Here is a 25,491-nt window from a genome sequence, read left to right as displayed (position 1 = left end):
CTTTCTATATACGATATTTTTGTGGTTAAAAACATTGTATATAGGGTTTGATGATTGACCCTTTTCTATTTACACAATTATACGGACTTAATCTGAACCATCTGTCTCGAACGCCGAACTACCCGTCCCAAGCGCCGAACCCCGCCCCGATCGCTGAACCATCTGTCTCGAACGCCGAACTACTCGTCCCGGGCGCTGAACCTCTCGTCCCAAGCGCCGAACCTTCTGTCCTGAGCGCCGAACCACCTGCCCCGATCGCTGAACCTCCGCCCCCAATCGCCGAACACCTACACAAAACAACGCACATACAACCGCTCTTTACCGCGGAAAAACTTTAGTTAACAAAAACTTCACAGTATTAAAGCGAAAAATATGTTACGATAGAAGAAATTATATATTGGAGAGTTGAGTTTTATGTTGGAAGATAAATTTAATTGGAGAAATCGAGAACTTCGAGAACATGTTAAAGTGGTCGATGGAACAGCATCACCCACCCTTATATTAAAAAATAGCACCTATTTAAATGTGTATACAAAGCAATGGTTACAGGCAAATATTTGGATTGCAGGGGACAGGATTGTATATGTTGGCGATAAAATGCCAGAAAAACCAGGATCTGCAGAGATAGTAGACTGCGAAGGTAACTATCTTGTACCGGGTTATATTGAACCACATGCCCACCCATTTCACTTATATAATCCTGAAAGCCTAGCAAACCACGCAGCAAAGTTTGGTACTACGACTTTAATTAATGACAGTCTGATGTGGCATTTTTTATTAGATAAAAAGAAAGCGTTTACTTTATTAGACAATTTCAAACAGTTGCCTATTTCAATGTATTGGTGGGGGCGCTTGGACTCACAAACTGCACTGCAGGATGAAGAAGCATACTTTAATACAGAGGAAGTCCTATCTTGGCTGAATCGTTCGGATGTTTTACAGGGAGGAGAACTAACTTCATGGCCAAGCTTGCTGGCTGGTGATGATCGTTTGCTATATTGGATTCAGGAAGCAAGAAGACTAGGTAAACCGATAGAAGGTCATTTCCCCGGCGCTTCAGAAAAGACATTAACAAAGCTAAAACTACTGGGCGCCAGCGCAGATCATGAATCAATGACAGGCGAAGAAGTGATAAGACGTTTGCGGCTAGGGTATCAGGTGGGCTTACGCCATTCTTCTATTAGACCCGATTTGCCGAAGATACTAGAAGAATTGGTGGCGGAGAATCTACAAGCCTATGATAATCTTACATTTACAACAGATGGTAGTACGCCGGGATTTTATGAAAAAGGATTAATTAATGTTTGCATTGATATTGCCATTAAGAAGGGAATTCCGCTTGTTGAAGCGTATCGAATGGGCAGCTATAATGCCGCGAAACACTTTGGGATGGAGGCAAAATATGGTAGCATTGCGCCTGGACGAATTGCACATATTAACTTCCTGCAGGCGAAAGATAATCCGAACCCAATCAGTGTGTTGGCAAAAGGAAAGTGGATTGTAAAAGATGATACAGTGCAACCGATCCATTCCGCTATCGACTGGGAACGTTTTGGTATTCGCCCAGTTGCATATGACTGGGATCTGGAAGAAGGAGATCTGCAATTTTCCGTGCCGATTGGTTTGGATATGGCCAACGATGTAATCATCAAACCTTATGCCATTGATATGGATGTAACAGTGGAAAGATTACCGGTAAACAAGTCAGATGCATTTTTATTATTAATTGACCAAAAGGGACAGTGGCGCGTGAATACAACGTTACGTGGCTTTACGAAAAGTCTTGGGGCGTTAGCAAGCTCCTATACAACGACGGGGGACCCCGTATTGATAGGCAAAAATAAAGCGGATATGCTGCTTGCTTGGAAGCAATTAAAGAAAATCGGTGGGGGCATTGTACTTGTACATGAGGGAGAAGTACTACTGGAAATTCCGTTAACACTTGGAGGTATAATGTATAATGGGAATATGACTGAGTTAATCGCAAAGGAAAAAGAATTGAAACAGTTGTTAAAGAAATTCGGTTACGCCTTCCATGATCCGGTTTACAGTATATTATTTTTATCGTCAACACATTTACCTTTTATCCGGATAACGCAACAGGGTATAATAGATATTAAGAAAAGAGAAGTCCTTTTCCCTGCGATCATGCGATAATGCATCACATAGAATGAATAGAATAAAAATTTTTAATAAAGGTGTTGGAAACGTGAAGAAAACAATCTTTTTCATGCTGGTGGTACTCATCCTGCTTACGTCCTGTTCAAAGGATAAAGAACAAACAGATAATGACGATATTTCAGGAAAGGCATCTGAATCTGTTTATCCATTGACTGGTGTCCAATCAGATGAAGGTACTGATGACCGAACAATCGGCGTAATGGTGAATAATCATCCAAAAGCACGCCCGCAATCCGGATTATCACAGGCAGACATCGTGTTTGAAATTTTAGCGGAAGGACAAATCACACGATTCCTCGCTTTATTTCAAAGTGAAACACCGGATGTCGTTGGACCCGTCCGCAGTGCAAGGGAATATTATTTTGATCTTGCAGCAGGGTATGATGCGATCTATGTTTATCACGGAGCAGCAAACTTTGTTAACGACATGATCGAGGATCAGAACATTGAACATTTAAACGGCGCGCTATATGATGATGATGGTGTACTATTTAAACGGGAGTCATTCCGCAAAGCGCCGCATAATTCCTATTTACAGTTCGACGCCGTACATGATGAAGCAGCGCAACAGGGTTATACAACTACAGCAACCGACGAACCGCTTCCATTCCTTGATGAGGGTGCAGATGTACAGGGAGAAGCTGCAGAACATGTTAAAATCGATTATACAAAAGGTGGATCTGGGACTGTCGTTGAGTTTGATTACGATAAGAACAGTGGTAAATATAATCGATCCAGTGATGGAGAAAAGACAGTAGAGCTCGATTCAGAAGACCCGATTCAGGTAGAAAATGTTTTCATCGTAGAAGCGACACATGAAGTCTTTGATGATGAAGGTCGTCGGAAAATAGATCTGACATCTGGTGGTAATGCCTACTTAATCCAACAAGGGAAAGTAAAACAAATCCAATGGGAAAATAAAGAAGGCCGCATTATCCCCGTAGAGGATGGAAAAGCCGTTGGATTTGTACCAGGTAAGACATGGGTTAATGTGATTCCAACCGATCCGGGAATCGAACAAGCTGTTATTATATCAGATGAGTAAGGGAATAGAGGGGGATTCAAGATGCAAATTGATAAATTACGCGGTGAACAATTAGATCAATTGTTTGATGCAATTCTATTGTTAAAAGACCGGGAAGAATGCTACCGCTTTTTCGATGATATTGCAACCATGTCAGAAGTGCATTCTATTTCACAACGATTGCAGGTTGCGAAGATGCTGACAGAGGGACAGACATATCAAGTAATTGAAAAGGAGACAAAAGCATCAACCGCAACAATTTCCCGTGTGCGTAGATGTATCAATTACGGCAATGATGGATACCAGATGGTGCTGGACCGAATGTCGGAAGAATAGCATTTTCTAGAAAAATTGGGATTATATCCAGGCCTTCAGGTGAATGCCTTCGTTGTACGTATGCAGTAAGAAAGCAATGATGCTTTCTTATCCGCTAAAAAAGAGCCGCTACAAAGCCAACAGCCTTGCAGCGGATTTTTTGTTCTTCTATTTTAAAAAAAGGACGATGTGGGAATTATTCAAACCGTTTCATTCGGTAGGTAATGCAGAATTTTCAGCGCTAACTTCTTCATCATCTAGTGAGGAGGATAGAAAGTCTTTTAGTGCTTGTCTGTTTTTATCTAAATCGATTTGAAGCACGGCACCCACGTCAGCATGTAAATTTTGATAGGAATCTGGTACAGGGATCCTCAACGATTCCATATCCTTAGAACTCCCCGCAATCAGTCCTTTTCCAATGGACAGAATTGTTTTGTTATCCACATTTGTATCGATATAAGGATCTGCAATACCCAGTAGTTTAGGCAATTTCACGAGACTATGGAGACTTACTGCTTCATCCTTCAATTTGGATATAATTTCTTGCTGACGTTTTACACGTCCATAGTCACTGTCCTTGTCTTGCCGGAAGCGCACATAACCGAGTAGTTCTTTTCCGTTTAGTGTTTGTTTCCCCGGATGTAAAGTCATGTCAATCCCTTTCGACATTTCGTGTTCAATATCCACTTCAATTCCGTTAGGAGCTACAATATCGGCAATTTTTGAAAAACCATCAAAGTCAACTACTGCATAATAGTTTAGGTCCACGTCAAAATTTTGCTTAATCGTTTTTCTTAGTAACTCGGGGCCACCGAATGCAAAAGCAGCGTTAATCTTTTGCATGCCATGTTCAGGAATATCAACGTATGTATCGCGCATAATTGACGCAACCTTCATGGCATGTGAATCCTGATTATAATGAGCAATCATGATGGTATCCGACAGGCCACGCTCATCCCCTCTTGTGTCACTGCCTATTAATAAAACATTAATTTCTCCAAACTGCGGCTCTGAACCTTGAAATAGATCAAATGTTGCTCCATCATCTTTATATTGACCTTCTTTTCCTTCTGACAGACCCTGATTATATTGAATAATAGCATAGGCTCCCACAGCTATAACGCATATCATGGTAAAGAATATCAGGTTGCGTAACCATTTTCTTTTGGACGATTTTCTAGTACGTCTTTTCATAAAAAACATCTCCCGGTACTTTAATAAATAGTATAACGAAATCTATAAATCCTATCCTTTTCCTGTTAATTTGATAGTGATTTTACGGCGATTTGGACAGCAATTGCATCATCCACATATCCGATAGGGAAAATATAATCTGGGATCACGTCTATCGGAATAATGAAGTAAAGGAGGACACCACCAACGATAGCAAGCTCACTTGCCGTACCTTTACTTTTAACAAATCGATGATATAAATCCTTCAGTTGATTAATGAATGGCCCAATTCCACCTGCTTTTTCCAGTTTCTCCTCAAAACGCGCATAAATCGTTTGTTTGCCTTCATTGGTTTGGGCACGTTGCTCATATGTTGCGAGTTGTTCCTGGATAAGCTCCAGACTAAAATTGTCATCGTATAATTCAGAGGACTTCAGTATGTTTTGAATGTTATCAACGGACGATAGTAGATCAGAATCATACTTTTCCTGGCTCTGCTGGGTGGGATAACCAGCTACACGCATTAATTTCATAATCGGAACATCAAGACAGTCAGCAAACTTCTCTAAGTGTTGTAGGTTTGCTTTACGTTTTCCGTTGATAATTCGCGAAATGGTAGCTTTGTCGATACCGGTTCGTTCACTGCATTTTCTAATTGACAATGCGCGTGTGTGCAATAACTCCAGTAACAAGCTACCAAGGGCATTCTCTTTTTCCCCTGCAGACATATATCCTTGTCCCCTCTCATTTTGTTTTAAACTGTTTTCTAAAAAATTGGGACTGTCCCCTGGGTTCGTCCCATCGAAAAAATGTTGTTTTTTCTAAGTATGAATATTAAAAGTAGGTATAAACTGCGACATAAAAGAGCGTCTTGATTTCCGCTGCGGACAGTCGCTTTCCGCGGGCAACGCTTCAACTTCCTCGGAAGCAAAGAACGCTTCAACTTCCTCGGAAGCAAAGAACGCTTCCTGCGGGATTTTCAGCTGTTGCTTTTCCCGCTGGAGTCGACTGTCCTTCGCTCCAATCAATCCTCATAAAAGCTAATAGCAATTGTTTGATTTAATCAAGTAATGAATAAACGCGCTGAAGTAAAGCGCAATATCAGCGTAGGAAATACATGATAACTCCTGCGGGACAGCGAAGAGGCCACTGAAAAAGTGGTAGATTTTAAAAATCTTGTCTTTTCACCTTAACCTAGCATCTCGAATATACGAAGACTCCTGCGGGAAGTAAGAGATCGGCGAGACCCCGCAGGACGGTAGTCCGAGGAGGCTCGACACTCGCCCGCGGAAAGCGCAGTATTTTCGAAGATGCGATGGTAGATCCACATATTATAGTGCTATATTTAACTTTTTCAGTGGCCTCGACAGCGAAGACGATGAGACCCCACAGCGTTCTTTGCGAAGAGGCTCAGCGCGAGCCTTAGGATGCGCGAAGTGTATTTCCAAAGCGGCAAGACATATCACTATTATATCTATAGCAACAAAGCATACGAAAAAACCTTGTTTTAAGCAGAAGTAATATTATAATAGGTAGCATATAGAAGTGTTGACATTTTGTCAACGACAATTCTGCACATCCAAATATAATACTTGGGATCCATTTGTCGCAGTTTGGCGGGTAGTAAAACCCCCACCTCAAAAACAGAGGAGAGGGGCACCGAAAATTTTAGGTGGGGGATAACTGCCCGCACAAGCCCGATTGGTTCAACTAACATTCAGTGGGAGAAAAAAATACCACTGAATGAAGTTTCACTATATCTCCATTGCGACACCTATTCTGTCTGTACTAGCACGTCCTTTACATTGAAAACTATCTAATCCACCTTTTTTATAAAAGATTCACCATTTCCCTCAATTCTGCTCCTGATTTTTGGTATAATAAAGGTATGGATTATAATATTGGAGGATAAGCCCTTTGAATAATGATATGAAAGCTTGGAAACACATATTTAAACTGGACCCGGCAAAGGAAATAACGGATGAGCATCTGGAAATGATTTGTGAATCAGGTACAGATGCTGTTATTGTCGGGGGAACAGATCATATAACATTGGACAATGTATTGGATTTGTTAGCAAGAATTCGTCGTTACACAGTCCCATGTATTTTGGAAATATCAGATCTCGATGCTATCACACCAGGATTTGATTATTATTTTATTCCGATGGTAATGAATTCCACTGAGAAAAAGTGGATGATGGATATCCAGCATCAGGCGATCAAGGAATTTAAAGATATTATGAATTGGGATGAAATTTTCATGGAAGGCTATTGCATTTTAAATGAGGATGCGAAGGCCTTTACACATACAAACAGTTATTTACCGGATGAAGATGATGTAACTGCATATGCACATATGGCTGAGCACGTATTTCATTTACCCGTATTTTATATGGAATATAGCGGAAAGTACGGGGATCCCGAGCTTGTCAAAAAGGTGAAGGAACAGCTAGACAATACCCTGCTTTTTTATGGTGGAGGAATTGAGAATAACTTCCAGGCGCGTGAAATGAAAGAACATGCCGATGTGATTATCGTAGGAAACAGTATTTATACGAATATAAAACAAGCACTAAAGACTGTGAAAGCAGTCAAAGATTATTGATTCAGGGCGGTGTAAACATGAGTCAAACAATAGATGACTTCATTAAAGGATTAAACAAAGAACAGCAAGAGGCTGTTAAACATACAGAAGGACCGCTACTTATTATGGCTGGTGCCGGAAGTGGTAAAACAAGGGTGCTTACACACCGGATTGCTTATTTGCTAAGGGAAAAGGACGTTGCAGCAAGAAATATTTTAGCGATTACTTTTACCAATAAAGCGGCCAGAGAAATGAAAGAACGGGTCCGAAAATTAGTAGGCGATGAAAGTACGTACATGTGGGTTTCCACTTTTCACTCGATGTGTGTACGTATTTTAAGACGTGACATTGACCGGATTGGCTACAATAGCAGCTTTTCGATATTAGATAGTGGTGACCAGCTTTCAGCGATCAAGCAAGTTTTGAAAAACCTCAATATCGATCCAAAGAAATTTGAACCACGCACGATGCTTGGTCAGATCAGTAATGCAAAAAATGAGCTGATTACACCAGAAGAATTTAGTAAAAACGTCGGGAACTACTATGACCGACAAGTGGCACAAATTTATGAAGCATATCAGAAAATGCTCCGGAAAAACCAATCCCTAGATTTTGATGACCTGATCATGCAGACGATTCATTTATTTGAACGCGTTCCGGAAGTACTGGAATATTACCAACGAAGGTTTCAATATATTCATGTGGATGAGTATCAGGATACCAACCATGCACAATACTCATTAGTCAAACAATTGGCCCAGCGCTATCAGAACCTATGTGTTGTTGGTGACTCGGATCAATCGATTTATCGCTGGCGTGGGGCGGATATCGCAAACATTCTATCCTTTGAAAAAGATTACCCCACATCACGGACTGTATTTCTTGAACAAAACTACCGTTCAACAAAATCAATTCTCTCAGCAGCGAACAAGGTGATCGGAAATAATACGGGAAGAAAGCCAAAAAACCTTTGGACAGAAAACCCTGATGGGAAAAATATTAACTATTATCAAGGTGCCACGGAACAGGAAGAGGCATTATTTGTGACGGATAAAATTCAGGAATTAACAAGGGGAGCAAACTACTCGCCAGGTGATGTTGCCATTTTATACCGAACGAATGCACAATCCCGTGCGATTGAGGATACATTGATGAAATCAAACATATCCTATCAAATGGTTGGCGGGACGAAGTTCTATGAGCGTAAAGAAATTAAAGATATGGTCGCTTACCTAAGACTAATTACCAACCCGACCGATGATCTGAGCTTTGAACGCGTGGTGAATGAACCTAAACGTGGAATTGGAAAAACATCGATTGATCGATTACGTGCTTATGCTACCGAGCACGATATTTCATTTTATGAAGCCGTGAAGGAAGTCGATTTCACGGGTGTATCAAAAAGGGCAGCAATAGCACTGGCTGAATTTGGGCAATTGATTACATCATTAACGCAGCAACAGGAATTTCTGACTGCAACGGATATGGTGGAAGCGGTGCTCGAACGAACAGGCTATGAACAAATGCTGAAAAATGAACGAACAATTGAATCACAAAGCCGCTTGGAAAACTTGGAAGAATTTATGACAGTTACACAGGATTTTGAGAAGACAAGTGAAGATAAGACGCTCGTTTCCTTTTTAACGGATCTTGCATTAATTGCAGATATTGACAAAGTGGATGAATCGGATCCGGATAACCAGGAAAAGATCACTTTAATGACCTTGCACGCTGCAAAAGGATTGGAATTCCCAATTGTCTTCTTAATCGGTATGGAGGAGAATGTTTTTCCACACAGCCGCTCCATGTTTGATGAAGAAGAAATGGAAGAAGAACGCAGACTGGCATATGTCGGTATTACACGGGCAGAGCAGGAATTGTATTTAACCCATGCAAAAATGCGTACTTTATATGGGAGAACAAATATGAATCCAGTCAGCCGTTTTATCAGTGAAATACCAGCAGAATTGGTCGATGGAATGGAAGAAGCAAAAGAAAAAATGTTTGGCCAAGCGTTCGGTAAACCCAAAGATCAGCCGGCACCAAGGAAGCGCAGAGCAGAGAAAATGCAGCAAACAACTGGCGCAGAAAGTGAAACATGGATGCCGGGAGACAAAGCAGATCACAAAAAATGGGGTACAGGAACCGTTGTGAAGGTGCAAGGTACAGAAGACGCGATGGAACTCGACATTGCTTTCCCGGCACCAACAGGTATTAAGCGTGTGCTGGCTAAATTCGCACCGATTACGAAACAATAGGAGTTGCATGGTAATGGATAAGCAACAGACACAAGATCAAATCAATGCACTTAAGAAAGTGTTAAATCAATATAATTATGAATATCATGTACTTGATCAACCGAGCGTCCCTGACGCGGAATATGATCAAAGAATGCAAGAACTGCTGAAATTGGAGGAGGAACATCCCGACCTTGTGACTGCAGATTCCCCTTCTCAACGTGTTGGTGGACCACCACTGGACGCGTTTCAGAAGGTGCAACACAATATTCCCATGCTAAGTCTTGGTAATGCATTTAATGAAACAGATTTACGTGATTTTGCCAGACGGGCAAGTCAGGGAATTGACGGAGAGATATCCTTTGTTTGCGAATTAAAAATAGATGGCCTGGCGATATCTCTTACCTATGAAAATGGCGAATTTATTCGTGGCGCAACGCGTGGTGACGGGGTGACAGGCGAGGATATAACGAGTAATTTAAAAACGATTCATAGTATCCCGCTGACAATCGAAGAAACCGAAACAATTGAAGTGCGTGGCGAAGCGTTTATGCCAGAAAAGTCATTTCATGCCTTAAACAAAGCGAAGGCAGCGAATGAGGAAGAACCTTTTGCCAATCCAAGAAATGCTGCAGCTGGATCGCTCAGACAACTGGACCCGAAAATTGCCGCAAAACGTAACTTGGATATGTTTTCTTATGGCGTTGGTGAATGGAATGCAGCAGAAATAACGTCCCATAGCGAACGATTAAATAAATTAAAAGCACTCGGCTTTAAAGTGAACCCGGAGTGGCGTAAATGTGCCACAATCGATGAGGTAATTGAATTTGTAGATTACTGGACCAATGAACGTCCAAACTTAAATTATGAGATAGACGGGATAGTTGTAAAAGTAGACAGCTTAGATCAGCAGGATGAACTTGGCTTTACTGCAAGAAGTCCCCGCTGGGCGATTGCCTACAAATTTCCGGCAGAAGAGGCAATCACAAAGTTGACCAATATCGAATTAAGTATCGGCAGAACCGGTGTCGTTACCCCGACAGCAGTTCTCGATGCTGTTAAAATTGCAGGTTCAACGGTACAACGCGCATCATTACACAATGAAGATTTAATTCGTGAACAAGATATTCGGATTGGGGACACCGTAGTGATCAAAAAAGCGGGGGATATCATTCCGAAAGTCGTTCGTGTTGTTGAAAACAAGCGCACCGGTGATGAAAAGGAATTTTTCATGCCCAAAAATTGTCCGGCATGTGGCAGTGAATTGGTTCGTCTGGAAGAAGAGGTTGCCTTACGATGTATTAATCCAAACTGTACTGCACAATTGAAGGAAGGACTTATTCATTTTGTGTCACGAAACGCGATGAACATTGATGGGATAGGCGAAAAGGTTATCATTCAACTTTTCCAGGAAGAATTAATTCATACAATGGCTGATCTATATCGATTAGATCGGGAAGAACTGCTGAAATTGGACCGCATGGGTGAAAAGTCAGTAGCAAATTTACTCCAAGCGATCGAACAATCGAAACAAAATTCACTAGAGAAACTCATTTTTGGTTTAGGCATCAGGTTCATTGGCGCTAAAGCTGCGAAAACAGTAGCGGTACATTTTGAAACGATGGAAAAACTGCAACAAGCTACATACGAAGCGCTTGTAGAGATCGATGAAATTGGTGAAAAAATGGCTGATTCAATGGTGAAGTATTTTTCCGAACAAAAGGTAATAGATTTACTGAAGGAATTAAGCGAACTAGGTGTAAATATGACGTATACCGGACCAAAACAGTCCGAAGGGGAAACCGATAGCATTTTTACTGGGAAAACAGTCGTGTTAACTGGTAAAATGGAATCATTCACACGTAACGAGGCAAAAGCTTTAATCGAATCATTGGGTGGATCCGTAACAGGCAGCGTGAGTAAAAACACGGATATACTGGTTGCTGGTGAGGATGCAGGCTCAAAGTATGATAAGGCAACGGAGCTTGGAATTACGATATGGGATGAACAACAGCTAAAGGACATGACAGAGGATTAAGGAGCGGAACCCATGAAAAAAATAAGCATTTGGCTGATTGGCACACTCTTGTTCATAACAGGCTGTGGACAGGATATGAGTGAAGACGAAGTTGTGCAAAAAGATGAATCTAACGAAGAAGTATCCATTGTTCCCAGCCAACAGCTATCTAATGATAACTATAAAACAGTACTTCCTTACAAGCCTAGTCAGGCAAGAGGAATCATTGTGGATCAGGTTGCTAACCGATTGGATATTGATGAAATGGAAGAAGGATTGAGACGCCATTCTCAGGACCAGTATGATCCAAGTGATTATTATTTCCAGGAAGGTCAGTATATTACAGAGGATATGGTGCTGGAGTGGATTGATGAATTAAATCCAGAAGTGAAAAAGGACTCAGGTGAGAAGGAATACCGTGATAACCCACGGTATTTATCACACATTTTAGAACAGAACTATTTGCATAAGCAAAAAGATGGATCCACTAAATTAGCGGGTATATCCATCGGGCTTGCAATGAAATCCGTCTATCGTTTTCAAACAGAAGTAGGTGGCCCTTATTACTATGAGAAAATATCTAAAGATGAGATGATGAAAAAAGGTCAAGAAATTGCAGATAACATTGTGAAGGAAATGCGAGAAATTGAAGGGCTTGAAGATATTCCGATCATGGTTGCTCTATATCAAGAAGAAGAACAATCTTCTCCAGTTCCAGGTAATTTTGTAGCTAAAGCGAATGCTTCCGGTGGTGACACATCGGTTGGGAAATGGGAGAATATTAAAGAAGAGCATATCCTTTTCCCATCAAAAGAAGGAAAGGAAAAATATTTCGATGACCATGAAGTTGTTAAAAACTTTGGAAATGAAATTGCAACCTATTTTCCAAACTATGTAGGTGTAATCGGTGAAGGCCTTTATATTGATGGTGACCTGCAGAAATTAACCTTGGAAATTCCAATTGAGTTTTATGGAAAAGGGGAGGTCATTGGATTTAGCCAGTATGCTTACGGGCTTGTCCAAGAGATGTTTAAGAATTACTATGACCTGGAAATAAACGTTACATCCAGTAATGAAAAAGAAAGCCTTATTTATCGAGAAGCCAATGAAGACGCACCAACCATTCATATTTTCCATTAAGGTTGTTTACTCAAAGATTGTAGTTTTTGCACAAAATCTATAATCTACGATATAAAGAATTGGTGTTTTGTCCTCGCTTCGGAAATACACTACGCTTTCCGCGGGCTCGCGCTGAGTCTCCTCGCAAAGAACGCTGCGGGGTCTCATCGTCTTCGCTGTTCCCGCAGGAGTCTTCGTGTATTTCCGCCGCTAGCATTGTGCGATGTTAGACCAGGTATCAATTGCTTGATAAAAAAGAAGTCTTTCTAGCCACGTTTGAAGCTTGGCGTTGTAATGCACCTGTCTGTATAGGCGGGTGCATTAATAATGCCGAAAAGATAACAAGCGGCCTCCTATCTGTGATCGTTGCCCGCGGAAAGCGACTGCTCGGAGCGGAAATAAACATACTTTTATGATACGATTTCTAGCAAATGCGAGGATTAAAAAGCAACAAAAGTTACGAAAAGAGCCTTCTATTAAAAAGGTAGAAATGAAGATTGATTGAACAATAAAGACAATTCAGTTACAATAAAGGGTGGGAATGCTCCATCCTTTATTGTTTTTTTATGCGAAAAAGCTTGCTGTCGAATGTAAACGCAATCAACGGAGCTGGAATGTAAACTTAAAGGGAGGTTTTATCATGGTTGTACCATACACGCACGAACCTTTTACAGATTTTTCAGTAGCAGAAAACAAGAAAGTCATGTTGGATGCGCTGAAACAAATCGAAGCGGATTTAGGAAAAGAATATCCGTTGATTATTGGTGGCGAACGGATTACCACAGACGATAAAATTGTTTCACTTAATCCAGCAAATAAAGAAGAAGTTATTGGGTATGTATCCAAAGCAAATAAAGAAATTGCAGAGAAAGCGATGAAGGTAGCAGATGAAACATTTGCAACCTGGAGAAAATCGGATCCGAAATTCCGTGCAGATATTTTATTCCGTTCTGCAGCGATTGTTCGTCGCCGCAAGCCTGAATTTACGGCACACCTTGTCAAAGAAGGGGGCAAGCCGTGGAAAGAGGCGGACGCGGATGTTGCAGAAGGCATTGACTTCATGGAATATTACGGCCGTCAGATGTTGGAACTGAAGGATGGCGTCAACGTAAACAGTCGCCCAATTGAACACAATCAATTTAACTATATACCCTTAGGTGTCGGTGTTGTTATCTCGCCATGGAACTTTCTGTTCGCAATTATGACAGGGACCACCGTAGCGGCGATGGTTACGGGAAATACGGTCTTGCTTAAGCCAGCAAGTACAACCCCAGTAATTGCGTATAAATTGATGGAAGTACTTGAGGAAGCAGGTATGCCTGCCGGTGTGATCAACTACATTCCAGGACCTGGCAGTGAAGTAGGCGATTATTTGGTAGATCACCCGCGCACTCGTTTCGTTAGCTTTACAGGCTCACGTGATGTTGGAACACGTATTTTTGAACGGGCTGGTAAAGTACAAAAAGGACAAAAATGGCTTAAGCGCTCGATTATTGAAATGGGTGGAAAAGACACAATCGTTGTAGATAAGGAAGCAGACCTGGAGTTAGCCGCAAATGCTATCGTCCAATCTGCATTCGGTTTCGCTGGGCAAAAGTGTTCCGCATGTTCGCGGGCAATTATCCATGAAGCTGTTTATGACCAAGTGAAAGAGCGGGTTGTCGAACTAACAAATGAATTATCGGCTGGGGACCCATATGACAATACACACTTCTTGGGTCCGGTAATTGATCAAGCAGCCTATGATAAAATCACGAGCTATATCGAAATCGGCAAAGAAGAAGGGCAACTTGTCGCAGGTGGGGACGGGGATAATAGTAAAGGATGGTTCATTAATCCTACTGTGTTTGCAGACCTTGATCCAAATGCACGCATAATGCAGGAAGAAATATTTGGCCCTGTTGTAGCCTTGGCAAAGGCAAAGGATTTTGATGAAGCAATTGATATAGCCAACAATACGGATTATGGCTTAACAGGCGCTGTTATCACCAATAATCGTGCACATCAGGAACAAGCACGCGAAGACTTTCATGTTGGAAATCTTTATTTTAACCGTGGCTGTACAGCCGCAATCGTTGGTTACCATCCATTTGGCGGATTTAACATGTCAGGAACGGATTCCAAAGCGGGAGGACCGGATTATCTTGTTCAACATATGCAAGGGAAATCAACATCGGAAATGTTATGAAATAAATAATGAAGCATAAAAGCAATTTAGCCCTTTTTAAGTATAAATCGGACTGAAAAGGGCTAAATTTTCCTGTTACAGGAAAATAGGAAACATAATAGGGTGATAATCGTCCCTTACAGCCTATAATTTTCCCAATATGAATTATCAGAAAGTATGTTATAATAGAAATAGATAAAAAGAATTGTATCACGTTAGGGTGGGTATAATTGGTAGAAATAGGATCCTTTATAAAACTACAACGTACTAAGCAAGGAATGACACTAGAAGATTTATCTCAAGGCATCGTATCCTTATCCTATTTATCTAAAATTGAAAATCTTAAAACAGAAGCAAGTTCGGAGATTATTCAAATGTTATGTACTCGGCTTGGCATTCAAATTGACAATAGCATGGAAAATGAAATAAAAGAAAAAAGTAAAGAATGGTACAGCATGCTGTTTGAAGTAAACGATAAAGAAGAAATTGTCCGTACATACGAAGAATTACAGGCATTGTTGGACAGAAACCTCTTTGATGACCTTATGTTATTCGAGATTCATAAGGTAAGATATCACCTTGTACTTGGAGAATATGAAAAAGCCTTAGAAAAGATTAATGAGTTAAATAAAGTTTCCAGCACGTTTGACATGGAGCAGAATTATTATTGGTTTAAGTTTAGAGGGAATTATAATTCAGTCATCGGAGACAATTTTAAACAGGCGATGACAATGTATAAACATGCAGAGGAAAAACTGCAACAGTTGCAACTAGGGGAATTAGAAGTAGCCGATTTACAGTATGTTATTGCTATAACCCATAGTAAACTAAGAAATACGCTGGAATCTATTGAATATGCAAATAAGGCACTAGGTGTTTTCATGAAACAATACAATTTTATGCGTTGTGCGCAGTGCCATATTATATTAGGTATTTCCTATAGACGCATAAGAATGCATGATAAAGCCATTAAAAATTATAATTTAGCGAAACATTTAGGGGAACTCAATAAAGATAAGCAAATAATCCAGTTAACAAACCAAAATCTAGGATACTTATATTCTACAACAGGAAAAACAGAAGAGGCCATTAAGTACTATACTGATGTTGTGGATGATGAAGAAGTTCATCTTAATGAGAGAATGGCTGCGATAACCTCATTGATTAAAGAATATTATAATATATCTAATATTGAAAAAACAAAGGAAATGATTGTTAGAGCATTGGAATTAATAGATTTGGCTAAAGACAACATTAACTACAAGTTATATGATTATATGATTCACACATACAGTCATGCTATCAATGATGAACATGAACAATTTAAATCATTAGTTACAGATAAATTTATACCTTACTTAAAAAAACATAAGGACTACAGTAATCTGGTTGTCTATTCGAATATGCTGGGTAGTCACTTTGAAAAATTAGGCAGGTATAAAGAATCTGTTAAATACTATAAACTTGCAAACTTAACATACGAGGAATTAATTAGTCTATAGAGGAGGGGATATTATGAAAAAAACGATTGTTTCTATCGCGTTAGGTGCTCTTCTTGTAGTTGGTTTTTCATTCGCTCAAAGTAATCAGCCAACAGATTCCGCAATGGAAGTAGAACCGAGTGTACTTTCCATTCAAACACCTGTAGCTAATTTTTAATTTTTTAAGAACTAGTCAGTAATTTATACCCTATTATAAGTATGATGGATTGCCCTGAAATAGCGTGAAACCTATTTCAGGCATTTTTTTGCCCTCATATTCTTTCCAATGAGTTGCCTTGATGGGGTTAGTAATGCTATTATCAATAGTGTTACAATAGTTATGGCTGTCATTAAATGAATGAAAAATAATACAACATATAAAATAATAATAATGGAGGTGCAGATATGTCAGATATTACAAAAGATCAAGTAAAGCATGTGGCACACTTGGCAAGACTGGCAATTACAGAAGATGAGGCTGCGGAATTAACCAAGGAATTAAGTGCAATCATCGGCTTTGCTGAGCAGTTAAATGAATTGGATACAGAAGGTGTTGAACCAACGACACATGTTTTAAATATGAAAAACGTGATGCGTAAAGATGAGCCGAAAGCCACGATTACGCAAGAAGAAGCATTGAAGAATGCACCAGATAAAAAAGATGGTCACTATCGCGTACCAGCAATTATGGATTAAGGAGGGAAAACAATGTCATTATTTGACCATACGATCAAAGAGCTTGAAGAAAAGCTACATAATAAAGAAATTACGGTGAAGGATCTAGTGGATACTTCATTTAACCGGATTAAAGAAGTGGACGAGGACGTCAAAGCATTCATTACATTGGATGAAGAAAATGCCTATGCGAAAGCGAAAGAATTAGATGATGCACCGGATACGGATAAGACAGGCGCATTATTTGGTATCCCTGGTGGAATCAAAGATAACATTATGACAAATGGCTTGCGTACAACATGTGGCAGTGCATTTTTGGATAACTTCAATGATCCACTGTATGATGCAACAGTTATAGAGGGTCTGAATAAAGAAAAAGCAGTTACCATAGGCAAAATGAATATGGATGAATTTGCAATGGGTTCTTCCAATGAAACCTCCTATTATGCAGCAACACGCAATCCATGGAATACAGATTATGTACCAGGTGGATCAAGTGGTGGTTCAGCAGCAGCCGTTGGAGCTGGTGAAGTCTTGTTTTCACTCGGTTCAGATACAGGTGGATCGATTCGCCAACCAGCAGCATTCTGTGGGGTGGTAGGATTGAAACCTACATATGGTCGCGTATCCCGTTTTGGACTTGCGGCGTTTGCATCATCACTTGATCAAGTCGGAACGATTACACGGACTGTAGAGGATAATGCACGTGTATTAGAAGTAATCGCAGGACAGGATAAAATGGATTCTACAAGTGCAAATGTTGATGTTCCATCATATACAGAAGCTTTAACTGGAGATGTTAAAGGGCTCAAAATCGCAGTTCCGAAAGAATACATTGGTGAGGGTGTTGATCCGGAAGTAAAAGAAGCTGTGTTGAATGCTTTAAAAGTATATGAATCATTAGGTGCCACATGGGAAGAAGTATCCTTGCCACATTCTAAATATGCAGTGGCAGCTTATTACTTAATTTCATCATCCGAAGCATCAGCAAACCTTGCTCGTTTCGACGGTGTACGCTATGGTGTACGCTCAGAAAATGCGGATAATATGCTGGACATGTATAAGAACTCCCGTAGCGAAGGCTTTGGTAAAGAAGTTAAACGCCGAATTATGCTAGGAACATTTGCCCTAAGTACAGGTTACTACGATGCGTATTATAAAAAAGCACAAAAAGTACGTACATTAATTAAAAATGATTTTGATAAAATATTTGAAGACTATGATGTCGTTATTGGACCAACAACACCAACTCCAGCATTTAAAGTAGGAGAAAAAATAGATGATCCGTTAACAATGTACACAGGAGACCTGCTAACTATTCCAGTTAACCTTGCTGGAACACCAGGGATTTCTGTACCATGTGGATTTTCAGAAACAGGCTTACCGATTGGTTTACAAATCATTGGCAAGCATTTTGATGAGAGCACAGTATATCGTGCTGCACATGCATTTGAACAAGCAACGGATCATCATACAAAACGACCTCAACTTGGAGGTGTCAGCAAATGAATTTTGAAACAGTAATTGGACTAGAAGTACACGTTGAATTAAAAACAAACTCAAAAATATTCAGCTCGAGTACCAATGCATTTGGTTCCGAACCAAACTCGAATGTGAACCCAAAAGACTTAGGCTTTCCGGGGACACTGCCAGTGCTGAACGAAGAAGTAGTTAACTATGCAATGAAAGCTGCCTTGGCACTAAACTGTGAGATTGCACCAGTGACGAAGTTTGACCGTAAAAACTACTTCTATCCGGACAACCCTGCAGCATATCAAATATCACAATATGACAAGCCAATTGGTGAACATGGCTGGGTTGAGATCGAAGTACATGGCAAGAAAAAGCGGATCGGCATTACCCGGATACACATGGAAGAAGATGCAGGTAAATTAACACATGGTGATGGTGACGAAGGCCATTCTTTAGTGGACTTTAACCGTCAAGGAACACCATTAATCGAAATCGTTTCAGAACCGGATATGCGCTCACCAGAGGAAGCATATGCCTATTTGGAAAAGCTGAAAAATATTATCCAATATACAGGTGTTTCCGATTGTAAAATGGAAGAAGGCTCACTACGCTGTGATGCCAACGTTTCATTACGTCCAATCGGTCAGGAGAAATTCGGTACAAAATCCGAATTGAAAAACCTGAATTCATTTGCCTTCGTACAAAAAGGACTTGAATTTGAAGAAAAGCGTCAGGAAAAAGTTCTACTGGCTGGCGAAGAAGTGCTTCAAGATACACGCCGTTATGATGAGAAAACGAAAGAAACGATCTTAATGCGTGTCAAAGAAGGTGCGGAGGATTACCGTTATTTCCCTGAACCAGACCTTGTTGAGTTGCATATCGACGATGCATGGAAAGAACGGGTACGTAGCGAAATCCCTGAACTTCCCGATGCACGTAAAAAACGTTATATAGAGGAATTAGGATTGCCGGCATATGATGCAGGTGTGATAACGAATTCCAAGCAAATGGCTGACTTTTTTGAAGGCACAGTTGATCATGGGGCGGATTTGAAGCAAGTATCCAACTGGTTAATGGGTGAAGTCTCTGCATACTTGAACAAGCACTTAAAAGAGCTGGATGACCTGGCAATAACGCCGGAAGCATTGGCGAAAATGATTAACCTTATTGCTGACGGAACTATTTCATCTAAAATTGCCAAAAAAGTTTTTGCTGAATTAGTAGAAAACGGTGGCGATCCGGAACAAATTGTGAAGGACAAAGGTTTGGTTCAAATTTCCGATGAAGGCCAGTTACAGGAAATCATTTCGAAAATATTGGACGAAAATGAGCAATCCGTAACCGATTATAAAGGCGGTAAAGGACGTGCACTAGGCTTCTTGGTTGGACAAGTAATGAAGGCAACCAAAGGTCAGGCAAACCCGCCAATGGTTAATAAGATACTTCTAGAGGAAATGGATAAAAGATAAAGAAGCGGTTATAGCTAGGCTACTGTATGATTGGTAGCCTAGCATTGTTTCTTTGCAGTGGTATCATCATTATCCTTTCCAAATAGTGAAAAAAGGGCTATGCTAATATTTGGACGCAAGATTACTAAACAATTTCGTTTATGTAAATACTACATGAATAGCCGAACATTTTTGAGGTAATGGGGAGGGGATTAGATGAAAAGAGCCCGAATCATTTATAATCCAACATCTGGTCGAGAAGTATTTAAAAAAGAATTAGCAACCGTTTTAGAACGGTTTGAGATTGCCGGCTATGAAACTTCCGCGCATGCAACAACAAAAGAAGGCGATGCGATACGAGCCGCAAAAGCAGCTGTCGAACGTCGGTATGATGTGATCGTTGCAGCTGGTGGAGACGGTACGATTAATGAAGTGATTAACGGTATTGCCGAACAGCCTTACCGACCTAAGCTTGGCATCATTCCAGTTGGCACAACCAATGACTTTGCAAGAGCCTTAAGCATTCCGCGAAATATAAGCAAGGCCGTTGACGTCATTTTAAATGACAGAACCATGGCACTTGATATCGGTAAGGTAAATGATCAGTATTTCATGAATATTGCCGGCGGTGGTAAGCTAACAGAACTAACATATGAAGTGCCTAGTAAATTAAAAACGATGATTGGTCAATTAGCTTATTATATGAAGGGGCTTGAGATGCTGCCTTCCATTAAGCCAATACGTGCAACGATAGAGTATGATGGCAATATCATTGATGATGAAATTATGCTTTTCTTAGTTGCTAATACGAACTCAGTAGGCGGCTTTGAAAAATTAGCACCAGAGGCAAGCCTAGATGATGGTTATTTTTCCCTGATCATTTTGCGTAAATCGAATCTCGCTGATTTGATCCGAATTGTAACACTAGCATTAAGGGGAGCCCATTTAGAGGATGATCTCGTCATTTATGCAAAGGCTAAACATGTTAAAGTAACCGCAGATGAAAAGATGCAGTTAAATATGGATGGTGAATTCGGTGGCATGCTGCCAGGGGAGTTTACGAACCTAAATAAACATATTGAATACTTCGTTCCAGACACATTCATAGAAAAAGAAGACTGACGCAGATGGCAGTCTTCTTTTTGATTTATATATGCTGTGCTCAAGCTTGGTGTGTTAGCGCTCAACTAGGTAGGGATGCTGCTTTAGTTTATAATACCACCGCTCAACTTAGATGTGATATCGCATGATCTCCCTTCCAATTAGCTGCATCACAAGCACAAAATGATTTTTCAAAATGGTTATGATAAGATAAGGATTACACAAACAAGCGCGTAAAGGAAGATTATAATGGCAAAGCAAACAGCACCAGTAAAGAAGAATGAAACAATCACATTGGAGTTTGAGGACCTTACACATGAAGGAAGCGGCGTTGGAAAAATTGATGGCTATCCACTCTTTGTTCCTTATGGCCTTCCAGGTGAAAAGGCTCAGGTTAAGGTTGTAAAGGTAAATAAAAACTTCGGATTTGGGAAATTACTTGAAGTAGACAAGCCAAGTGAAGCGCGTGTCGAGCCACCATGTAACGTTTATTATCAATGTGGTGGCTGCCAGCTCCAGCATATGAGCTATGACATGCAACTGGAAATGAAACAAAACCAGGTTAAAAACGTCATGCGCAAAATTGCTCACCTAGATCATGTCCCCGTCCATTCAACGATAGGGATGGAAGATCCATGGCGCTATCGGAATAAGGTCCAAATTCCTGTCGGTGAAAAAGATGGTGCGTTAATCACAGGCTTTTACCAGCAGAGAAGTCATCGGATTATTGAGGACATGGAAACGTGTGTGATTCAGGACGAGGTCAATGATCGGATGGTCGAAGCGGTGCGCAGGATTGCTGATCGCCTTGGCATCAAATCCTATGATGAAAAGGCAGATCGCGGTGTCCTTCGTCATATTATGGTGCGAACGGGAAGAGAAACCAACGATACCATGATTGTGATCATCACTCGTACAGAAAAATTGCCACATAAAGACCAATTGATTAAAGAGCTCACAGAGACATACCCACATGTAAAATCAATTATGCACAATGTTAATAAAGAACGTACGAATGTTATCCTCGGCCGAAAGACAAATCTAATCTGGGGTGAGGAATATATTTATGATTCCATTGGCGATATTCGCTTTGCGATCTCTGCCAAATCATTTTACCAAGTAAATCCACCACAGACGAAAAAGTTATACGAAAAAGCACTGGAATATGCAGCAATTGAACATACGGACACTGTTGTTGATGCTTATTGTGGCATCGGTACGATATCGCTATTTTTAGCGCAAAAGGCGAAGAAAGTTTATGGTGTCGAAGTTGTTCCAGAAGCAATCAGTGATGCCAAAATGAATGCGAAGCTAAATGGTATTACAAACGCTGAATTCGTCGTTGGCGAAGCGGAAAAGGTCATGCCATGGTGGAAGGCGCAAGGATTAAATCCAGATGTCATTGTCGTGGACCCACCACGCAAAGGCTGTGAAGTAGACTTCCTAGAAGCGATGATTGCGATGGAACCGAAGCGGATCGTATACGTTTCTTGTAACCCATCAACATTAGCACGTGACTTACGTATTCTTGAAGATGGCGGATATGAGACGAAGGAAGTACAGCCTGTAGACATGTTCCCACAGACGAACCATATTGAGTGCGTGACAAGGTTGGAGAAGAAAGTGTCTAACTAAAATAAACATCCGTTAAAAATAATAAACTCTTACGATTTCCAGCAAGCCATCCGAATTTGATGCATCATTAACAGAAATATGTATAATGATGCTGGATGAATACCAGCAAAAAGGTTGCTACTATTTCATGGTAGTAGCCTTTTTTTATGAATTTTAAAGTGTAAAGGGATAAGGAATATTGTCAATGGACAAAGGGATGGAATAGGTCGTCCTATTCAGGTACAATCTACCATTTTAGAATTTTGGCAAAATATCAATTGCTCGCGTCTTGTTGTAGTGATAGGATTAAGTGTGAATTGATAGTTTATTATAAAAACGGAGGTGAGGGGTTTTGAAGGTTCGTAAAGTAATACAATTTTTGTTTGCTATGATGGTTGTTATGATGTTTTCGGTCTTTGTGCACCAGACGATTGACCCAGCATATGCAGAGACGGTGGATGATCCGGCTCCACATGTGGAGCATGAGGGGGAATTGAAAGGAAAGGTCTTGTTTGACAATACGCACGGGGAAACGGCGGGTGCAGCTGATTGGGTGATTGATGGGGCGTTTTCCGATTTTGCCCATGGAATTGCACAACAAGGGTATGATGTGGATGAATTGCGAAAGGATTCTGCTATTACGTTGGCTGATTTGAATGATTACGATGTATTTGTGCTTGGGGAGTCGAACAATCCTTTCAAAGCATCAGAACAGGACGTTATGCTTGAATATGTCCGTGGTGGTGGAAGTATCTTTTTCATCGCGGATCATTACAATGCTGATCGGAACTTGAACCGTTGGGATGCTGGTGAAGTGTTCAATGGCTATCGCCGCGGGGCATTTGAAGATCCTACGAAAGGAATGGGAGAGGCGGAAGCGAACTCGGAAGCAATGCAGGGGGTAACAAGTACAGACTGGTTAGGAGAAAACTTTGGAATTCGCTTTCGCTCCAATGCAATCGGGGATGTTACGTCCGGAGAAACGGTTGTACCGGAGGACGAGTCCTTTGGGGTGACGAAAGATGTCGGGGTTGTAGAGATGCATGCTGGTGCAACACTTGCCATTCTTGACCCGGAACATGCAAAAGGATTGATTTATTTGCCGGAAAATCCGCCGAAATGGGGTTCGGCAGTTGACGAAGGTGTCTATAATGGTGGCGGTATCGATGAAGGTGCTTTCGCAGCAATCTCAAAGTTAGGCAAAGGAAAAGCAGCTTTTATTGGGGATTCATCACCTGTTGAGGATGCAACACCAAAGTATCTTCGCGAGGAAAATGGGACGAAAAAGACGACCTATGACGGTTTCTTGGGAGAGGGAGATAATGCGACATTTTTAATCCAAACCGTAGAATGGCTGGCAGAACAAGAAGATTATACATCATTTGAGGGTGAAATCCCGCTCAGTGAAAAGACACCATTGAAGGATTTTGAGGAGGATCCATCCAAATCAACCGAACCGGAACCTGAACCATGGTCTGATCCAAAGGATGGGTATGAATGGTGGAATCCAAGCACATTTGCTCCCGGGTCTTACGGATCGGATGAAAAGGTATCCAATCCAACGTATGACTTTGTCCATCAAGAGGTATTGCCCAATCAAAGCGAGTTTCAAATTCGACTTGTGGTGGATGATCTTTTAGCAGATGAAACGATTTCTAATTTGAAAGTCGGGATTTATAAACCAGGTGGTCAACAACTCGCTACTTTTAAAAATGAGGGCGGCTGGGACGTGGATCCCGGATATAGTGAGGCGTTCAATCTTACGGCAGATGCAACAGGGCAAGCCCACAAGGATCTGACCTTGAAATTGAATCCGGATTATGCAGGAGATGCTAATCTTCGGTTAAAAGTAAAGGGAAACAATGAGAAGACGATATCGGTGTCCATTGACGATGTGGATGTAGAAGCATTGCCACCGTTTGAAACAACTGTTCCAGATCTGGTATCCATTGCCGACGCTCGTGGGGTTGCAGACGGGGAACTAGTGACGGTTGCAGGTGTGATTACCACAACACCTGGAATTTGGGGCGGAAAGGGCTTCTATCTTCAGGATGAGACGGCTGGCATTTATGTGTTCCCATCTGATGGAGATTTTCATAAGGGGCAACAAGTACAAATATCGGCGAAACGGACAACATTTAATCATGAAAAAGAATTAGAGGATATCATGAAATTTACGGATAAGGGTGACGGTGAGATAATGGAGCCGGAGAATGTTGAAACCGTTGATGATTCCAATCAGGGGCAATTATTGAAACTTAATCATGTCCAAGTACAAAATATCGGGGATTCTGACGCTTATGGGACCTTCGAATTTGATGCTGTTAACGGCGACACAACGACAAGAATTCGTGTTGATAATCGCTCAGGATTTGCCTACAATGATTTCATCAAAAAGTATCAGGAAGGCGATCAACTAACGATTACGGGTATTGGTTCCGTGTTCAATGATACGTATTTGTTGAAACCGCAATCCGCAGATGACTTTGCTGTTGTATCAGAGGGAGCAACCAGTGCACTGGAAATCATGGAAACGGTTGAACAGCTGGTTCAGGACGGGGAATTTAATGGTGAGCTGGTCGTGCGTCACTTGAATATTCATCTGACAGCGGTCGCTGATTATGAAAAAGTAGGTAAAGAAGCAAAAGTAGTGAAACATATGAAGGGATTCAAGGTCTTGCTTGATCATTACTATAGCGAACAGTTGATGTCTGAATACGCTTACCAACTACTGCAGGCTGATGTAAAGGCCGTGCTGCAGAAATGGCAGGAAGCGGATGTATCAGACAGGGCGAGTTAAACACTGGTAGCTGTCACTTTCTCAGTTCGCAACATATTAGGGTTCAGGTATGTGAATGACACTATTAATATACAATAATT

The 25,491-nt window shown here is 40.9% G+C and carries 18 protein-coding genes; 16 read left to right on the top strand and 2 right to left on the bottom strand.

What is annotated here, in order from left to right:
• Positions 1–414: 414 nt before the first annotated feature.
• The 3 genes from JOC34_RS17190 to JOC34_RS17180 are packed head-to-tail and all read left to right on the top strand — an operon-like array spanning position 415 to position 3,541.
• Complete coding sequence (locus JOC34_RS17190) at positions 415–2,157, top strand: adenine deaminase C-terminal domain-containing protein (protein WP_205138004.1); 1,743 nt, start codon at positions 415–417, stop codon at positions 2,155–2,157.
• Positions 2,158–2,209: 52 nt separating this feature from the next.
• Positions 2,210–3,226 (top strand): DUF3048 domain-containing protein, encoded by a 1,017-nt coding sequence (locus JOC34_RS17185; protein ID WP_205138003.1) that lies wholly within the window; start codon positions 2,210–2,212, stop codon positions 3,224–3,226.
• A gap of 21 nt (positions 3,227–3,247) precedes the next feature.
• A complete protein-coding gene (locus JOC34_RS17180; protein ID WP_205138002.1) occupies positions 3,248–3,541 on the top strand; it encodes a YerC/YecD family TrpR-related protein in 294 nt (97 codons plus the stop codon).
• A gap of 189 nt (positions 3,542–3,730) precedes the next feature.
• On the opposite strand, the gene JOC34_RS17175 is transcribed toward JOC34_RS17180, so the two are convergent.
• Both JOC34_RS17175 and JOC34_RS17170 read right to left on the bottom strand, forming a co-directional pair.
• Positions 3,731–4,714 (bottom strand): LCP family protein, encoded by a 984-nt coding sequence (locus tag JOC34_RS17175; RefSeq protein ID WP_205138001.1) that lies wholly within the window; start codon positions 4,712–4,714, stop codon positions 3,731–3,733.
• A gap of 65 nt (positions 4,715–4,779) precedes the next feature.
• Positions 4,780–5,421, bottom strand: coding sequence for a DUF1232 domain-containing protein (locus JOC34_RS17170; RefSeq protein WP_205138000.1), 642 nt, complete (start codon positions 5,419–5,421; stop codon positions 4,780–4,782).
• A gap of 1,201 nt (positions 5,422–6,622) precedes the next feature.
• On the opposite strand from JOC34_RS17170, the gene pcrB reads away from it, so the two are divergent.
• From pcrB to JOC34_RS17105, 13 genes are all read left to right on the top strand, one after another.
• On the top strand, positions 6,623–7,300 hold the full coding sequence (gene pcrB, locus JOC34_RS17165) for a heptaprenylglyceryl phosphate synthase (RefSeq protein ID WP_205138019.1): 678 nt from the start codon (positions 6,623–6,625) through the stop codon (positions 7,298–7,300).
• Positions 7,301–7,317: 17 nt separating this feature from the next.
• Complete coding sequence (gene pcrA, locus JOC34_RS17160; protein WP_205137999.1) at positions 7,318–9,537, top strand: DNA helicase PcrA; 2,220 nt, start codon at positions 7,318–7,320, stop codon at positions 9,535–9,537.
• A 13-nt stretch (positions 9,538–9,550) separates the two neighbouring features.
• Entirely contained in the window at positions 9,551–11,554 is a 2,004-nt protein-coding gene (gene ligA / locus JOC34_RS17155; RefSeq protein ID WP_205137998.1) for an NAD-dependent DNA ligase LigA, read from the top strand.
• 12 nt (positions 11,555–11,566) lie between these two features.
• On the top strand, positions 11,567–12,673 hold the full coding sequence (locus JOC34_RS17150) for a CamS family sex pheromone protein (RefSeq protein WP_205137997.1): 1,107 nt from the start codon (positions 11,567–11,569) through the stop codon (positions 12,671–12,673).
• Positions 12,674–13,292: 619 nt separating this feature from the next.
• On the top strand, positions 13,293–14,840 hold the full coding sequence (gene pruA, locus JOC34_RS17145; RefSeq protein ID WP_205137996.1) for an L-glutamate gamma-semialdehyde dehydrogenase: 1,548 nt from the start codon (positions 13,293–13,295) through the stop codon (positions 14,838–14,840).
• A 209-nt stretch (positions 14,841–15,049) separates the two neighbouring features.
• Positions 15,050–16,321, top strand: coding sequence for a helix-turn-helix domain-containing protein (locus tag JOC34_RS17140; RefSeq protein ID WP_205137995.1), 1,272 nt, complete (start codon positions 15,050–15,052; stop codon positions 16,319–16,321).
• Positions 16,322–16,334: 13 nt separating this feature from the next.
• Positions 16,335–16,478, top strand: coding sequence for a hypothetical protein (locus JOC34_RS17135; RefSeq protein WP_205137994.1), 144 nt, complete (start codon positions 16,335–16,337; stop codon positions 16,476–16,478).
• Between the two features lie 227 nt (positions 16,479–16,705).
• Positions 16,706–16,996 carry an Asp-tRNA(Asn)/Glu-tRNA(Gln) amidotransferase subunit GatC gene (gatC, locus tag JOC34_RS17130; RefSeq protein WP_205137993.1) on the top strand — a complete coding sequence of 97 codons (291 nt, stop codon included), beginning with the start codon at positions 16,706–16,708 and terminating at the stop codon, positions 16,994–16,996.
• Positions 16,997–17,008: 12 nt separating this feature from the next.
• On the top strand, positions 17,009–18,484 hold the full coding sequence (gene gatA, locus JOC34_RS17125; protein ID WP_205137992.1) for an Asp-tRNA(Asn)/Glu-tRNA(Gln) amidotransferase subunit GatA: 1,476 nt from the start codon (positions 17,009–17,011) through the stop codon (positions 18,482–18,484).
• On the top strand, positions 18,481–19,917 hold the full coding sequence (gatB, locus tag JOC34_RS17120; RefSeq protein ID WP_205137991.1) for an Asp-tRNA(Asn)/Glu-tRNA(Gln) amidotransferase subunit GatB: 1,437 nt from the start codon (positions 18,481–18,483) through the stop codon (positions 19,915–19,917). The genes gatA and gatB overlap by 4 nt, the downstream gene beginning before the upstream one ends.
• Before the next feature lie 195 nt (positions 19,918–20,112).
• Positions 20,113–21,018 (top strand): diacylglycerol kinase, encoded by a 906-nt coding sequence (locus tag JOC34_RS17115; RefSeq protein WP_205137990.1) that lies wholly within the window; start codon positions 20,113–20,115, stop codon positions 21,016–21,018.
• A gap of 228 nt (positions 21,019–21,246) precedes the next feature.
• Positions 21,247–22,632 carry a 23S rRNA (uracil(1939)-C(5))-methyltransferase RlmD gene (gene rlmD / locus JOC34_RS17110; protein WP_205137989.1) on the top strand — a complete coding sequence of 462 codons (1,386 nt, stop codon included), beginning with the start codon at positions 21,247–21,249 and terminating at the stop codon, positions 22,630–22,632.
• A gap of 331 nt (positions 22,633–22,963) precedes the next feature.
• Positions 22,964–25,411, top strand: a complete 2,448-nt coding sequence (locus tag JOC34_RS17105) for an FIMAH domain-containing protein (RefSeq protein ID WP_205137988.1) — start codon at positions 22,964–22,966, stop codon at positions 25,409–25,411.
• The last annotated feature ends 80 nt before the right edge of the window (positions 25,412–25,491 follow it).

Source organism: Virgibacillus halotolerans, from assembly GCF_016908515.1.
Classification (GTDB): domain Bacteria; phylum Bacillota; class Bacilli; order Bacillales; family Amphibacillaceae; genus Virgibacillus_M; species Virgibacillus_M halotolerans.
The sequence above is the reverse complement of the archived record's forward strand: the minus strand, read 5'-3'. Positions and strand labels throughout refer to the sequence as shown.